Genomic DNA, 15,473 nt, shown 5'->3' on the forward strand with positions numbered 1-15,473 from the left:
TGATGGCACGAACAGGTTGTCAGCGAGAGTGGAGCGACCGACATCATCATAGAAGCGGATCGAAGGCTCGAGTGAACGATTTACGGCTGGTCAGTGATGTCGTTCTGCGCGACCAGTGACGCGAACGGGCCGCCGCGCGACAGAAGCTCCGTAGGGCTGCCCTGTTCGACGAGGCGGCCGTGGTCGAGCACGAAAACCTTGTCTGCATCGATCACTGTGCTCAACCGATGCGCGATGACGATACGTGTGCACGTCAGTCCGTTCAGATTCTGCGCGACGCGCCGCTCCGTGTGCACGTCCAGATGGCTCGTGGCCTCGTCGAGCAACAGAACTGCCGGCCTGCGTGCCACCGCCCTGGCGATGGCAAGTCGCTGGCATTGGCCTCCGGAAAGGCCGCTGGCGCCACTCACCAGAAACGTGTCGTACCCCATCGGGAGTGCCGTGACGTCATCATGGACGACGGCGATCCGCGCGGCCTCGACGACAGCCTCCATCGACAGATCCGGATCGCCGAGGGCAATGTTGTAACGGATCGATGCGCTGAAGAGGGAAGCATCCTGCGCCACCACGCCAAACTGGCGCCGGAGGTTGGCCGCATCCAGGGCGGCGAGCGGTACTTCGTCGAACAGCACCTCCCCGTAGCTGGCCGGATACAGTCCGAGCAGTAGCTTGCCGAGCGTGCTCTTGCCTGAACCGGAGGGCCCGACGATCGCCACCTTCTGCCCGGGCGCGATCGTCAGCGAGACATCGGCCAACACCAGCGGATCCTCGGGGTGATACCGGAAGCCGACACCTCGGAGCTCGACGCGCCCGCTGATCCGGTGCCTCCGTACCGGCGTCGCGGGACAAGGCTCGGGCCGGACGTCGAGCACATCGGCGATCCGTGCCAGGTGCGCCAGAGCGGCCTGCAGCCGTTGGGCGGTCATCACAAGCGAGGTCAGCGGTGCCAGCACCATCGTGGCAAGCATGTTGAGTCCCAACATCTCGCCAACGGTTGAGGTGCCACTGACGACTCGCCAGGCACCGAGCCACAGCAGCAGCAACGTGCCGCACAGATACAGCGACGACTGGGCCGCTTCGAACACGCCCGCGTACCGCATCCGCCGCTGCACCGCGTCGAGCGCGGTGTCGAACAGGATCGACCAGTGTGCAACGACGTACTGCTCGACGCCTGTGGCCTTGACCGTGTGTATGCCGTTGAGTCCCTCGCTCAGCGCGCTCTGGGCCTTGCTCTGGCTGAGCAGATGCTCGTGCGCCAGAGTGCGGGTTCGCGGACCGGCGGCGAAGAACAGCGCGAGGTGGACCAGGGTCAACACCGCCGTGAACGACGCAGTCATCAGGTCGTTGATTGCCAGGACAACGAAGTAGATGGCGAGGAACGCTGCCTCAAGGAGAGCTCTCATGCCGTGGCCAATGACGAGCTCGCGGATCATGGCTGTGCCAGCGGCGCGATCGACGAGGTCCGCACTCGTCCGTTGGGTGAAGAACTCCAGCGGAAGCGCGAATAGGTGGTGGACAAGGCCGCGGCACAAATGTCCGTCGACTCTCCGCTGGACCACGGAGAGCAGAGTGGCGCGGAGCCACCCCGATCCGAGATGCGCCGCGGCCACGCCGAGCATCCCGAACCCGAGCAGCGACACGACCCCCACCTCGCTGCCGCGAACCAGGTCATCCACCACCACGGCCATGGATCGAGGCACAGCGAGCGCCACCAACTGCAGGACGGCGGTAGCCACCAGGATGGCGATCAGGTAGCCCCGGGCTGCCGTCAGGCTGGAGCGCACATACGGCCACCATGGCGGTGGGACGCGGGTCCGAGTGCGACCGGCCACCTTACCGGGCGCGAAGGTGAGGAAGATACCCAGGCTATCCGCCGCGAACCTCTGCGGTGTCGGCTGTCGCCGGCCCACAGTCGGGTCGACCACGTACACCGCCCGGCGCGTGAAACGCTCGATCACGACGAAGTGATGAGGCCGCACAACTGCGATCATGGGTATGGCCAGGTCGGCGGCAGCGGCGGGCGCGCAGGCGAAGGCACGGGTCCGGAGCCCCAACTGGCGTGCCGCTGTCACGATGTCGCGGGCGGTCGAGCCACCCCGTCGCACCCGGCACAGACTGCGACACTCCTGGAGTGAGGCCGCAGCCCCAAACGCGCCGAGCACCATCGCCAGGCACGCGGCGGCGCAGTCATTGTTCGCGGCTTGCAGGACGACCGGTACCCGACCCCGCCGTCGATGTCCAAACCACGGCCGCCGAAGGCCCGTGCGGAAGGTCGGCCCTTTCATCGCCTGCCTCCGCTACGCCCGTCGACGGCGGAGCGCGGCGGGTCGAGGGTCAACACCGGCGTAACAGCGGTCGGCTCCGCGAGGCGCAGGAGGACATGTCCAATTCCGGCAATCCCGGTCATTAACTCGGGCGACTCGACCCCCGCAGGATTGCCACAGTGCCATCCGGTGTGCCGTGCGGCCTCAAGCAACCGGACAACCCTGCGTTCGAGTTCCGGCCGCAGCCCGTGCCCGGCGGCCCCATCGGCAGCGAGCAGCAGCTCAAGGCCGGCGACAAAGCCATGGCAAGGGGTGTGATCGCCGTCGGCCTCCGTCCGCAGCGTTGCAGCTACCGCGGCCCCCACCTCCCGGCGCAATGCGGAATCCCGGTACCCGGCCGGTGTCGCCAGGCGGGCAAGCCCGATGCCGACAGCACCGTGACACCATGCCGTCATCGACCGGTGACAAACCGGGCCACCAGTTGCCCCGGAACGACCGCGGAGGTCCAGCCAGTTGCCCAGGTCCGGGCGGTAAAGGCTCCGTTCGTACTCCAACCCCGCCTGCGCGGCGCGCGCGAACCGCTCCTGCCCAGTCGCGGTGGCCAGCCGGAACAACGACAGCGCGATGCCCGCGACGCCATGCGACATCCCGGCCAACGGCGAGTCCCCAGCGGTCGCGGAGACCCAGCCGATGCCGTGGGCCATCGGTCGGCACGTGGCGAGGAGATGCTCGCCGCAGCGCGCGGCCGCCGCGAGCACGGATGGCACAGGACGTAGCGTATGCAGGGCAAGCAGCGCCGACGCCGCGCCGGCCGCACCGCCTAGGACGTCGAGGTGGTCGTCGGCCGGAAGGAGTTCTGGCAGCCGCGTGGCCAAACGCTCCGCCGCATCGATCGTCACGTGATCGGACCAGAGGGCACCCGCCACCGTCAGCGCATAGATCACACCGCCCCATCCGACGAAGCCCCCCACCGCACCAGTCACTCGGCCGTGTTTGGACACCCGGATCGCCGTGTCGAACACCTTGCGCGCCGCGCGCCGGTAGCGATCGTCGCCCGTGCACTCGCCGAGTTCCGCGAGAAAGAGCGCGACCCCGCAACTGCCGTCGTAGAGGTCAAGGCCGAGGGGGCCGGCCTCCCATCCGTGTCCGGGAATGGCCCGGATCCCGTGCCAGATCGTCCCGGGACCGTTGTCCTCGGCAAGCTCGAGAAGCCGGTCTCCGATCTCACCGGCGCAGCCCACCAGGTTGGCTGGATCGAGCGCCGCGCGTGCCGGCGCACCGGATGTTGACGAGGCCAGGACAGGGGCCAACGGCCGTGGAGCGAGTGCACTTGTCACTGCACTGAGCTGCCGCGCCAGGTCGGAATCGTCCAGCCCTTCAAGACGGCGCCGGGCCCGCTCCAACCCCGCTGTGGCAAAGAAGTCCTTCACGATCGAACCGGCGCTGGTCCAGAGATCCTTCGATCCTGGACGGGTGGTGAAACGCGGGACGTCGCCGCGCTCGACGTCGTCGCGTTCGGCGGCAACGACGGCAGCGAGATGCGGCTGCTCATCCAGCTTGTCCCACAGCCGATTGAGATGCGCCTCCTGGGCCACCCAGTCGGCGAGCAAATCAGGATGGGTCGACTCGTCGATCAGCCGCGCGTACGTGTGGGTCGGGCGCAGGATCACACGCACCTCATCCCGGGCGAACGCGGCGAGCGGCCCATCCTCGGCCAGCAGCTCGTCCTTCCCGGCCGCCAGCGCCCGGTAGGCCAGCGCCAGACCGGTCCGGAGGGCTTCAACATGTCGGCGGGGGTCGGCGAGGCCGTCGTGTACGCGGGGACGGTGGTGCGTGTCGGCGACGGTGGCCGGCCGGCGCACCACCCGCGCCTGGTCGGTGCCGGCGTCCTGCCACGTCGGCGCCAAGCCGGACAGGCGCTCGCCAGGAGTTGCCGTCATACCGCTTAGATCATCGCCGTCCCCCGGCAACGGAAGCAGTCCGGTCGTCAGTACCGACCCCGGCATCGGTCGCCGGTACAGTGGACTCGCCGACCGTGCGGCATCCGGCGCGTGGAACAGGGCTTCAAGATCGACGAGCACAGGATGCGGACCGGCCGCGATCAGATTCTCGTGATGGAAGTCCGCTCCGTCCAGCACGTACAGCAGGGCAAGCTGGGCGCCGAGTCGCCGGTAGAACCTGTCGGCCTCGTCCCCATCGGCACAGGGCTCCGAACAAACGAACTCGGCCCAGCCGTACTCGCCGCAGTCCAACACCCGCAGGACGCGCATGTCCAGGTCCCGCTCCCGACGTGTCAGCCAGCGGAGGAGTTGCTGGAAGTGGGCATCGACAGCAAGCGACCGTGGCTTGTAGACCAGCCGGAGCCCGGAAGCGAACGTGGTAATGACGACGGCCCGCGCGCCACGATGCAAGTCGCCGCGACTGAAGTCGAGGCGGACGACCGGGCCGGGTTCGGCGCCGGAGGCGAACGACGTACGAAGCCGTGGCCAGTCGGCGGCCAGTCGGACCAGGAATGTTGCTGCCGCGTCCACCCAGTCGTCGATCCGCTCCACTGCCCGCCTGGCAAGGACGGGATAGCGACCGAGCAGGCTGAGGGCGACGTAGGGATCCCGCAAGCGGTGGCAGAAGTCGGCGAATCGTGCGGCCGGGGTGTCGCCGACGAGGTGGCCGCCCATACGGCTGACGTGCAGCTCCAACACCATCGTCCGCGCGAGAAGGCTGAGGAGCACCGGTTGAAGGCCCGCCATGCACAATTCGACGATGTCGATATTTCCGGATTGCCACCCACCGTCCGAGATCTGTTCGACCTTGCGCCTCAGCCGGGCAGACGCCCGTCGTACGAGCGGTTCGACGACGAACAGGATCGGCGCCATCGGATGGGCGAGCAGGGTGCCCACCGGTGGAACCGACGTGGCGCACGGATAGGCGGTGCACAGTGTGGTGACCCATGACGGACGCCGCGCCATGCGCGCCGCCAGCGCCGCAGTGGTCTCCCCGAGCAGCCCTAGCAGCTCATCGGCAGTGAGCAGATCGCTCGCCAGCCGGCGCAGGAAGGCGTTGTCGTCGGCGAGAGTGTCCGTCGCCCGCCATTGGGCAAGACGGCGGCGGGCGATGGCCGCCTGCTGCGGTGTGAGGGTGGTCGCGCGCGGACCGCGAGGCCTACGCGAGAGAGGCTGGCCCTCGTACCAAGCAAGATCGTTGACAAGCGAACGGCCGGACATGCCGCACTCCTTTCTTGGTTGTCGGTGCCATGGGCCGGCTGGCCCATGGCACCGATGCCCTGCTCAGAGGCAGCGCCAGCCGAGGGTGTTGTTGGTGGAGTACGTGGTCTTGCTGCACATCGCTCCGCCCGCCACGGACGCGAGGTCAGCATCAGACAGCTCGATAACGCCGGACGGATGGTCGGGGACCTCCGCCAGTTCGGCGGCGCTGAGCGTGGCCCGGTAGGCGGGGTCCGTCCAGGCGCGGATCACGTCGGGAGTGTTCATCTCAGTTCTCCTTCGTGGTGAACGAAAATGGTCGGTGGGCCGCCGGCCGGTCGGCCCACCGACGAGGATCGGCGGTCCGCGGCACCGGCACATCGTGCGCAAGCCGTCTCGTGCGACTACCGCTTCCGGTGGAGGTGGTCGATGCCGTCCGCCGATGGGTGGATCGCGGAATACTCCGCCGCGGAGGAAAATCCGTTCGAGTCCACTTACGGTTCCGGCCGGAAGGGCGAGACATGACATCAGAAGGGACCACGGGCCCTCCAGCGTTTTCCGGCGACGCGAGTGACGGTCGGTTGCGGGTCCTGGTGGCCGACGACGAGCAGATCGTGCGGGATGGGCTGACGATGGTGCTCGACGCCGAGTCCGATCTCGAGGTCGTCGGCGGGGCGCGTACCGGGCTCGAGGTGGTGCGAATGGCCGCCGAGCTACGCCCCGACGTGGTGGTGATGGACGTCCGAATGCCGATGATGGATGGCGTGGAGGCAACCCGGGCGATCGTGGCCGACGGCTTCGGCGGCGCCGACGACCACACGGTCCGAGTCCTGGTGCTGACCAGCTATCACGAGGATGCGGCCGTGTACGGCGCGCTCCGCGCCGGCGCATCCGGGTTCCTGTTGAAGGCTGCGGCGACCGCGGACCTGGCGGCGGCCGTGCGGGCTGTGGGTGCCGGCACCGCCTGGCTGGACCCGGTAGTGGCGCAGGGCCTGATCAAGGAGTTCGCCGCCCGCGCGGACCCGGCGGTGCCGACCTCTGAGGACCTGCGACGGCTGACGAACCGCGAACGTGAAGTGCTCGTCCTGCTCGCGCACGGGCTGAGCACCGAGGAGATCTCGGATCACCTTGTCGTCAGCGTCGCCACGACCAAGACACACATCGGGCGCATCCTCATGAAACTGGGCCTGCGCGACCGCACGCAGGCCGTAGCTGCGGCGTACCGGAGCGGTGTGGTACAGCCCGGTGACGCACCACCGTCGCGGGCAAAGCGCACCTAGCCCGCGACGGCGGTCCTCCTTCCGTCGAGCCAAACGGCCGCGGCTACGGCTTCCGGCGTACGCCCGAAACCACGTTCCCGCCGGATGTGCCACCCGTCCCCCGGTTCGAGCATGGGTGTCGCACGAAACCGTGCAGCTCAGCAGTCAGATCGGGAGGACTCTTGCGATGCATGAACAGCGACTAGCCGCCCTCTTAACCACCCGGACGCGCCGGCGCGCCGGGCTTTCCGCTGCGGCCTTGCTGTTGGTGGCAGGGCTGCTGCTGCCGGCTGCCGCGGTGGCGGCATCGGACGCCCCACCAGCTGATGCGGGAGGCAAGCCGGTGCCCACCGGCACTAGCGATCCGTCCGTGGCCACGGGCTCCGCCCGCAGGATCATGGCGGCCCAGACGCCGCTACTGGCGGCCGCTACCCGGATCAAAGCGCTCGCCGGCGACGAAGGCAGCGGCCTCTCGGGAATCAGTCTCGATGTGGAACGCCGTCGGGTGCACGTCTGGTGGAAGGGCTCCCCGCCCACTCGCGTGACGAACGAGATCGCGCGGCAACGCCGGACCGGAGTGGCGATCGACGTACGGCCCGGCCGCTACAGCGAGCGCGAGTTGCGGGACGCCGCCCGAACGGTTCTCGCCCACCGTGCCGCGTACCCCGGGCTGCTCCGGATCGGCCCTCGCTATGACGGAACAGGCCTGGAAGCCGTGGTCGACAGAAACGGTACGCGGATCGCGGCGGGACCCCCACTCGCATTCCCGGTGCCCACCCGCGTGGTGGTGGGGCCTGCAGCTAAGCAGATGGGCCGAGTCGACGACACCGCGCCCTTTTGGGCGGGCGGCGTCGCCCGGCCAGTCGGGTCCAGCAACAGGTGCAGCACCGGCTTCGCTGTGATCCGCTACTTCTTGTGGTGGGAATCGATGCGGGGTTTGCTGACCGCCGAACACTGCTCGTTCGGTGGCAACGTCGGCTTCACCACCGGCGTCGGCACTTTCATCGGCACCGCCGGACCGCCGCCCACGGCCCAGAGCGCGCCCCACTCAGACTCGCTGATCATCACTACGAGCTCGACGGGTGCGGCTGCCCGGACTTTCGACGGTGGGGTAGGCGTTGGCGAGTTCTCCAAGCCTGTTGTGGGCCGCGCTGACAACTTTCCCGGGCAGTTCGTCTGCACCTCGGGAGCGGCCACCGGCGCCCACTGCGACATCAGACTCACCGCTATCAATCAGGTCGTGATCCTGGAGCCCAGCTTCACGATCGCCGAGGGCGTGGCACTGGGCACCCAGATATCGGGAGGCCCTGCGGTTGGCGCGGGCGACAGCGGGGGACCGGTGTTCACCCTCGCTGCGGACCCCGCCAAGGTGCTTGCGGCAGGAATGATCGTCGGCGGCCTTGGCCCGGTCTCCTGTGGCAACCCGCAGCAGAGCGGATGCCTCAATCAGGTCGCCTACGTTGATATGGGCTACCTGCTCGTCGCCCACCAGGTGAGCCTGCTGACCAGCTGAACCTGAGGAATCGACTCCGCTTACCGAATGGGTGGGCCGGCCGCGCAGGCGCCGGCCCACTCACATGCGGCGGGGCGCGCGGGGAGTACTTGAGGGCTCGGCAGCGGCTGCTGCCTTCGTCCCTGTCCGGTGTCGGTGAGCCCTTCCGCTGCGGTGACCACTTCGCCAGCCTGCACCCAACCTGCTCCCACTTGCAAGGCTGGACCATCCAGCGGCTCCTTACCGCCGTGACCTGCGCACACTCCCCTGCCAGGCGACATAGATTACTGCCGACTGCTGCGCAAAACGGCTGAGCACTCCGTGTGAAGCAGGATGCTGGACCACCTCTGACCTGCGGAAACGCAAGACCGCAGGTCGGGGCGTATGCCGTTCGGTGCCGTTGAGTGCAGTTGGACGCCGTTCAGTGCACCCGACTGCTCCCAACGTGCTCCCTCACTGGGACCCACAGGGTCAGCCTGGGACAGTCTGCCTGACGCAGGACCCGCCGCCCGACGGCACGGAGCGAACGATCGGACGTTGGGTACGGACGGTCACGAACGCCCGCGGACGCCGCGCGTTGTCAGCGGCTACCTAACGGTCAGATAAGGCTGGCCGCCAATGTTCGCCCGGCTGGCCGTGTGGGACAGCGTAGTGGGAACGTCGCGTGGCAGGATTCGCTGGATCGCCGAGCGGTACCCCCGGAAGGATCAGCGATTTGAGCGCGACGGCCTCCGCCGTGGACACCCGGATCTACCGCCAGCCGTCCGGACTGGCCGATGGCAACCTGGCCCTCGCCACGTCGGCGCCGGATCGGGTCGACGAACAGACCTTCTTCGCCGGTTTTGTGCGTACGCCCCGGGTGGTCGCCGGGGGCCTGCTGGCTCTGGCCGACATCGCGGGCGCGGACTTCCGGCCGGTCCGCACCGGCACGGCGGGGCGTGACCCGGTGGTCACTGGCGACGGCGAGCGGCTGCGGTTCGAGGCGCTGTCGACGTGCGGTGGTTTGTACGGTCGGCTGGACCTGACCGCCGCCGAGCTCGACGATGCGACGGTGGGCCGCGGCACCACCAACGTGGACATCAACCCTGCGTTGTACGAGTCGCTGACCCGGGTCGGCGGCGAGGACCCGTTGCGCCTGTCGGTGGGCGAGGACGAACTCGCCGTGTCGACGCTCGATGGAAAGGTCGTCGAGAAGCGGGTGCCGCTGCCGGCGCGCTGGTTGCGCGGGCTGGCCGAGGCGGCGGCGCACGCGCTGCCGATGGATCCGCGGCTGGAGATCCGCGCCGGGCGTGCGGTCGCGCTGCTGGCCGAGATGTCGGCGCGCACCGGCCGGCAGGCGCGCTGGCTGGTGCCGGCCGGGTCCGGGTGGCGGTCCACCACTCGGCCGGTCTCCGGCGCCGTCTGCGTGGCCGACGGCTTCCGGCTGTCGGTGCTGCGGCCGCTCCTTCCCCTGGCGCGGACGGTGACCCTCTACGCACCGCCGGTCAGTGGCGCGCCCGCCGAGGTGAGTGGCTGGGTGCTGGACTTCGGCACGGCCCGGTTCACGCTGCTGCTGTCGACCGCCGTCAGCCAGGGCTTCGCGGGCGACGGTCAGTTGCTGGCCGACCTCGGGTCCGGGTCCGCCGTCGCTGACGCCGACGCACTGGATGCCCTGCTGGCCGTCGACCCGGTCATCGATCGCGCGTCGGTCGCCGCGCGTACCGGGTGGGACGCCGGACGGGCCACGTCCGCCCTCGCCGCGCTGGCCACCGCGGGCCAGGTCGGGTACGACGTCGCCGAGGCGTCGTCGTTCCACCGCCCGCTGCCGTACCGGGCCGATCTGGTTGCCGCGCTGCACCCTCGGCTTGCCGCAGCCCGGATCCTGACGACGACGGGCGGGGTGGTGGTGAGCGCAGCGGGCATCGAAGTGACCTCCGGCGAGTCCACGTATCTCGTCCATCGGCGCGGTGAGGAGTACGCCTGCACCTGCGCCTGGTGGGTCGAGCACCAGGGCCGGCGGGGGCCGTGCAAGCACGTCGTGGCGGCGATGATCTTCGGGCAGACGGGACAGCAGCGTGGGTGACCTCTGGCGCGACGTGTGCGCACGGATCGACGACGCGGACTTCGACGCGCTCGCCGACCTGCTTGCCGGTCTGGACGCCGACGGACGGGCAGCGCTGCTGCCGTCGCTGGAGGCGCACACCCCGACCCGCGCCGTGCCGGAGCCGGTCGTCCCGCCACCGCCAGAGCCCGAGCCCGAGCCCGAACTGCCCACCTCCGGCACCTTCGTCGTCGGGTTCCTCGTATCCGCGAACGACGGCCCGCCGCCCCGCGACCTCGAGGGCATCCGGGCGTACGTTGCCCGCCAGCGGTTGCGCCAGCGCGAGCGCCGGTGGACAAGCAACAAGCGGCAGCTCGAGTGGCAGGCAGCCCAGTTGGCCACCCGGCTGACCGAGCGCCGCCACGCGGCTCTGGCGATGGCCGTCGTGGCGTGCACACCGACGGCGACAGACGCGGTCAGACGCCTGCACCGTCCGTGGCGGGTCGGCCCGTCGCTGCGGGTGGTGCCCGAGATGGTGCCCGGTCTGCTGCGCGTGCGCGGCGCGACCTGGGGGGCTGCCCTGGCCCGCGGCATGGCGCGGCGCGCCGGATCCCGCAGTCGGTTCACCCCGTGGCCGTTCACCGAGGCGCTCATGCGGGCCGTGGGCGCCGAGCCGCCGGACACCCCCGGCGCCGTCGCACGGTACGTGGAGATGTGGCGCCCTTCGCTCGCCGCCTTTCTGGCCGCTGACCCGTGGCTCGACCACGTACTGCCGTACCTCTTCGACGACGACCGGGTCGCCACCGCGTTCGTCACCAGCGTGGCCCGCCGTGACTGGCCGCCGGCGCTGATGGAGTTGACGGCCAGCGGGCGGATCGACCGCGATGTGCTCATCCGGGGGTGCCTACGCCGCCTGCGCGCAGGCGGGCGTAAAAGACTGCTGCAGCCGTACCTCGACATGCTCAAGCAGCTGTCGCCGGGCATCGACGAGCTGGCCAGGCACCGACAGGAGCTGACCGGCCTGCTGACGGCAGAGATGTCGACGGTTGCCGACTTCGCGTACACCTCCCTGCAGGCGCTGCATCGGGCGTCCGAGCTGGATCAGGTCACGCTGGCGGAGATCACCCACAGCATGCTGTCCCGCCAGGAGAAGAAGCTGGTCCGGGCACACCTTGCCTGGCTGCGTAGGCTTCCGCTGGAGGACCTGCTGGACGGGTTGGTCGTCGGGCTGCACCATCCGGTGCCCGACCTCGCCGAACGCACCGTCGACCTGGTCCAGGCGCGGCTGTCAACCCTGTCGGAAGCAGCGCGCGAGCGGTTGCGGGCCGAGGTGCCCGCGCTGGATGGTCTCGTCGCGCAACGACTCGCCGCGCTGCTCGGCGCCGCGCCCCCCGCCCCCGCGCCCGCCCCTACCCTCGTCGCGGAGACGCCGGCCGAGATGCCGCCGCCGCTGGATCTCGGCGCGTTGGCCGGGGAGCTGGCGATCGTGCTGCGCCGGGGCGACGACGACCCGATCCGGCACGAGCTGGTGCTCGACGGGCTGGTGCGGGCGGCACGCGGCGACCGGGCCGAGGCCGCTCGAGTGCTGGAGCCGCTGATTCCGCAATGGCCCGGGCTCTGGCCGGCCCTGGTCGCCGCCGCCATCGAGCGGGACGCGCCGTCCGACCGGGGGTGGTACCACACGTCGTACCGCCCGGAACCGCATCCGATGACGGTCTTCGTGGAACGCCGGGTCGCCGAACTCACCGCGCTGCTGGTCAGTGCCCCGCCGGTGGCGCTGCTGGCCACGCCGGACACTGTCGCCGGACACGTCGACCCGGCCCGGGTTCTCCGCCTCCTGCAGGAGGCGGAACGCGACGGCTGGCAGCCCGGCGAGGCCGACCTGACGCAGGCCATCCTGCGCCTGCCGCGCGAGGTGGACGTTGCCGTCCAGACGGCCACCACCCGCCTGGTCTCGCCGGCGGGGCGCCGGTTCGCCGACTGGCTGGCCACCGGACCCGAACCGAAGACGTGGGTCGAGGAGACCGGCGGTCGGCGGATCGCCATGCTGGACCCGGCGGGCCTGCCGGCCGAGCTCGCGGATCCGCGCGGCGCCTCCGCACGGGCCAGGCCCCCCTCGCTGGTCGGCACCCTGGCCCTGTGGCCGATGATCGCGCCGTCCCACCGTGAGGCGATCGCCGCGCACCTTCAGCCCCACGTCGCCGCCAGGGTGGATCAGGGCAACGCCGGCACGGGTTTCCTCACCGGTTTGGCAGCGGCCGACGGCCCGGCCGGTCCGGCCATGTCCTTGACGATGGCGTACGCGCTCGCCAATCACCGGCAGACCGTGCGGCTGGCGGCCGCCGACGCGCTCATCACCCTCGCCGCGCGCCCGGACTGGGACAGCACCGGCGTCGGCGCGGAGGTCGGCACCCTCGCCGCCACGAACCGGATCGTGCTGCAGCGGGTCGTCCAGCCCCTGGCCGAGGCGCTCAGGGCCGGTGCCCGCGATGCGGTCTGGCAGGTGACGTCGGCGGCGCTGCGGATCCTCCTGCCCGCCGGACCGCGCGGGGGTCTGCCCGATCTCGTCGACCTCGCCGCCAGCGCCGTTCCCGACGGCGGCCACTCGGCGGACCTGCCGGGCCTGACCGCGCTGGCCGCCAAGCCCGGCCGCAGCCGCCTCGCCGTGACCGCCCGTCGGCTCGCTGCGCTCATGACGACCTGACCTCTTGGGGATCGCCGAAGAGGTCACCGAGCAGGAAGCCCTGCTCAGAGGGTTGCCGACGGGATTCAGATCTCAGCCTGCGGGATCCATACCGACGCCACCAGGACGGCGCGCAGTGCCGTACATCGATGCGATGTGGTCATAGCGACTAGGGTCGGCAGGCTCCAGGTTGATAGCGTGCACCAGTCAGGCGGGACCAGCGAACCCTGACCACTTCGGTCTTCTCTGGGAGGTCACGCCGCACCGCTCGACCGCATCACCGCAGCTCATAGCCTCGCCCCTGCCCGGGGTGTCGGTTGAGCACTTCGGGCGCGGTGACCACTTCGCCAACCTGCACCCAATTTGCTCCCACTTGCAAGGCCAGGCATCCAGCGGCTCCTTACCGCTGTGACTTGCGCATACTCCCCTGCCAGTCGACATATATTGCTGTCGGCTGCTGCGCAAAACCACTGAGCACTCCGTGTGAAGCAGGACGCCACACTGACTCTGACCTGCGGAAACGAGAAGCCGCAGCCAGGGGTGGGTGCAGTTGCACACCGTTGGGTGCTGCTCGACGCAGTTGAAGACCGTTCGGTGCACCCTGTTGCTCCCAAGCTGCTCCCCCGCTCCCGAGCTTGCGACCGGGCTGCTGTGGCCAGGCTGAGAAGGACTGTCCTGCGGGTCGTTCGTTGACGGTTCGTGGCGACTGGCCCGAGTGGCCTTGGTCGACGTTGACGCCCGGCCAGCGGCAGTTAGGCTCTGGCGCTCCCGACCTGCTCCCACGGCTCGGCTGTCCACCGGGCGCCCGTACGGATGCCGCGCCTTATCCGCGGCAAATCAGGATGCGGTACCTGGCCCTACAGTGGGATGACATGGGGATGTACGCGTCGGCCCGCGGCTGGCTGCAGATCGATTTCAAACAGCGAAGCGCTGCTGAAGAGATCGTCCGGCGGCACCACCACGATCTTTACTCCGGCGGCTGGGCCTTCCCGGCAGCGCCGTTCAACTGGACGCTGTACCTCTTCTACGGCGGGGACATCCGCGAAGCAGAGCTGCCCTGGCTCCGCGAACAGATCACCGAGATGGCCTCGATGCCGCCGGTTGACGATGACGGTGATCGCCCTGCCGGCTTGTTCCTGGTCACCGACGAACACGGCGGGGCCGCCATGTGGCAGGTCCGTGATGGGTCCATGGACGAACGGCCAGCGACGTCCCTGTCGTGGCTCGGTGAGTAGTCCACGTCGGCAAGAAACCCGTCCGCAGGGTGCACTGACATCGGCTATGTGCGTATGCCGGCCGAGCCAGCGCTTCGTGACGCCGCTAGCGCGCGGATCGCGGCTGGATCCGGAAACGTGACCTTGGCAAATCCGCACGGCGGCGGTGGCAACAGCCGCGACGGTGACATTCGGGTCGTGGATCAGGCCGGTCAGGCGGCCGGTTTGCTGGTGGGCGACCGGTGGCCTCCGTGGGACGCGACCAACGCGTCTGCCACGATTTGAGCGTCAGCTTCTGCGACGTCCGCTGGATACTCCGGTAGCAGGTCGTCCCAGACAACCAGCCACGACCCCCACAATTGGGCCTGTCCTTCGGGCCGAGCGAAGAACCAGACGTGCAGGTGGGCGCCACCATCTCCGATGCGGTAGACGTGGGCCCGCGAGATGTGCGGCAGTGCCTGCATGTGGCGGACGATGCGAGTGCTCAATAGCCCCAGTTCAGCGGCCAGTTCGTCAGGTAGATCCGCCATGTCGTAGTGAGCGCGCGGATACAGCATGAGCACCAGCGGGACGCCCACTCCCGGAATCCGGACCAGTCGCCAGTGATCGTTGAACCAGATCCCTTCGTCCCGGTCGCGGCAGGCGTTGCAGTCCGACGGATCCTCGCCGTGCCGCGCGGGCTCCGGGAGCACCGGCGGGCGCAACGGCGCTACGCGAAGTCCGTCCGGCTCGAACGGACTGATCTCCCACCCCGTCATGCGTGCCAACGGAAGCCGGCGCTCGCTGTCCGCGAGGGCGACTGCGTGGTCATAGAACTCGTCCGGTCGCAAGGCCATGCGGCGAAGACTAGTACGACAAGACTCCAAGTGATCGCTAGCCCCGTTGTAGCTGCCGGACACCGCCCGATGGTCTCGTACTCGATGGTCCCGGAGCATCCGCTCGTCGGTCACGAGCGGGCGGCGCAGCCCGCCAGGCGACGGTCACCAGACGTAGCGCCCGGTCGGCGGCATGAGCGAACGTCAGCGATGATGGCGCGACGCTCAGATGGGGAAACGATGACGACACGACCGACTCTGTTCCTGACCGTAGGACTGCCAGGCACCGGGAAGACCACAGAAGCACGGCGCATAGAAGCCGAGGAGAAGGCTCTTCGCCTCACGAAGGACGAGCGGGTAAAGGCCCTTTACGGTCTCGCGAACCCGCCGTGTCGGCGGTTGCGCGGCTCAGTCGACACGCGGGGGACACATGACGGTTTTCGGCTGCCTGATCTGTGACACCGCCCTGACGGTTCCGGTATCAAGGGTGGCGCTGCCCGTCCACGCAAACCAGCAGTACGGCAAC

The 15,473-nt window shown here is 69.4% G+C and carries 10 protein-coding genes; 6 read left to right on the top strand and 4 right to left on the bottom strand.

Going from position 1 to position 15,473, the window contains the following annotated elements; translation table 11 throughout:
* Positions 1-80: 80 nt before the first annotated feature.
* From FXF50_RS05150 to FXF50_RS29195, 3 genes are all read right to left on the bottom strand, one after another.
* A complete protein-coding gene (locus tag FXF50_RS05150; RefSeq protein ID WP_148426052.1) occupies positions 81-2,285 on the bottom strand; it encodes a peptidase domain-containing ABC transporter in 2,205 nt (734 codons plus the stop codon).
* On the bottom strand, positions 2,282-5,485 hold the full coding sequence (locus FXF50_RS05155) for a type 2 lanthipeptide synthetase LanM family protein (protein WP_148426053.1): 3,204 nt from the start codon (positions 5,483-5,485) through the stop codon (positions 2,282-2,284). The genes FXF50_RS05150 and FXF50_RS05155 overlap by 4 nt, the downstream gene beginning before the upstream one ends.
* Positions 5,486-5,548: 63 nt before the next feature.
* Positions 5,549-5,752: a mersacidin/lichenicidin family type 2 lantibiotic gene (locus FXF50_RS29195; protein ID WP_187399537.1), complete on the bottom strand. Its 204-nt coding sequence runs from the start codon at positions 5,750-5,752 to the stop codon at positions 5,549-5,551.
* A 305-nt stretch (positions 5,753-6,057) separates the two neighbouring features.
* Here FXF50_RS29195 and FXF50_RS05165 point away from each other — a divergent pair, with 305 nt between their 5' ends.
* The 5 genes from FXF50_RS05165 (at position 6,058) to FXF50_RS05185 (ending at position 14,153) form a co-directional block, all read left to right on the top strand.
* Entirely contained in the window at positions 6,058-6,744 is a 687-nt protein-coding gene (locus FXF50_RS05165) for a response regulator (RefSeq protein WP_370464080.1), read from the top strand.
* A gap of 166 nt (positions 6,745-6,910) precedes the next feature.
* Positions 6,911-8,236, top strand: coding sequence for a hypothetical protein (locus FXF50_RS05170; RefSeq protein ID WP_148426056.1), 1,326 nt, complete (start codon positions 6,911-6,913; stop codon positions 8,234-8,236).
* A gap of 694 nt (positions 8,237-8,930) precedes the next feature.
* On the top strand, positions 8,931-10,277 hold the full coding sequence (locus FXF50_RS05175; RefSeq protein ID WP_148426057.1) for an SWIM zinc finger family protein: 1,347 nt from the start codon (positions 8,931-8,933) through the stop codon (positions 10,275-10,277).
* On the top strand, positions 10,270-12,939 hold the full coding sequence (locus FXF50_RS05180; RefSeq protein WP_148426058.1) for a DUF6493 family protein: 2,670 nt from the start codon (positions 10,270-10,272) through the stop codon (positions 12,937-12,939). The genes FXF50_RS05175 and FXF50_RS05180 overlap by 8 nt, the downstream gene beginning before the upstream one ends.
* 851 nt (positions 12,940-13,790) lie before the next feature.
* On the top strand, positions 13,791-14,153 hold the full coding sequence (locus tag FXF50_RS05185) for a hypothetical protein (RefSeq protein ID WP_148426059.1): 363 nt from the start codon (positions 13,791-13,793) through the stop codon (positions 14,151-14,153).
* A gap of 191 nt (positions 14,154-14,344) precedes the next feature.
* Here the strand turns inward: FXF50_RS05185 and FXF50_RS05190 are convergent, their stop codons facing one another.
* Positions 14,345-14,968 (bottom strand): HIT family protein, encoded by a 624-nt coding sequence (locus tag FXF50_RS05190; RefSeq protein ID WP_148426060.1) that lies wholly within the window; start codon positions 14,966-14,968, stop codon positions 14,345-14,347.
* A 219-nt stretch (positions 14,969-15,187) separates the two neighbouring features.
* Here FXF50_RS05190 and FXF50_RS05195 point away from each other — a divergent pair, with 219 nt between their 5' ends.
* Positions 15,188-15,406, top strand: coding sequence for an AAA family ATPase (locus tag FXF50_RS05195; protein WP_255509896.1), 219 nt, complete (start codon positions 15,188-15,190; stop codon positions 15,404-15,406).
* Positions 15,407-15,473 lie beyond the last annotated feature (67 nt).

It is taken from the genome of Micromonospora sp. AP08 (assembly GCF_008085935.1).
Classification (GTDB): Bacteria; Actinomycetota; Actinomycetes; order Mycobacteriales; family Micromonosporaceae; genus Micromonospora; species Micromonospora chersina.

Bases quoted from the DNA above. Each gene is read 5' to 3' on its own strand.
- FXF50_RS05150 (WP_148426052.1), bottom strand. From the start codon at position 2,285: ATGAAAGGGCCGACCTTCCGCACGGGCCTTCGGCGGCCGTGGTTTGGA.
- FXF50_RS05155 (WP_148426053.1), bottom strand. From the start codon at position 5,485: ATGTCCGGCCGTTCGCTTGTCAACGATCTTGCTTGGTACGAGGGCCAG.
- FXF50_RS29195 (WP_187399537.1), bottom strand. From the start codon at position 5,752: ATGAACACTCCCGACGTGATCCGCGCCTGGACGGACCCCGCCTACCGG.
- FXF50_RS05170 (WP_148426056.1), top strand. From the start codon at position 6,911: ATGCATGAACAGCGACTAGCCGCCCTCTTAACCACCCGGACGCGCCGG.
- FXF50_RS05185 (WP_148426059.1), top strand. From the start codon at position 13,791: ATGGGGATGTACGCGTCGGCCCGCGGCTGGCTGCAGATCGATTTCAAA.
- FXF50_RS05190 (WP_148426060.1), bottom strand. From the start codon at position 14,968: ATGGCCTTGCGACCGGACGAGTTCTATGACCACGCAGTCGCCCTCGCG.
- FXF50_RS05195 (WP_255509896.1), top strand. From the start codon at position 15,188: ATGACGACACGACCGACTCTGTTCCTGACCGTAGGACTGCCAGGCACC.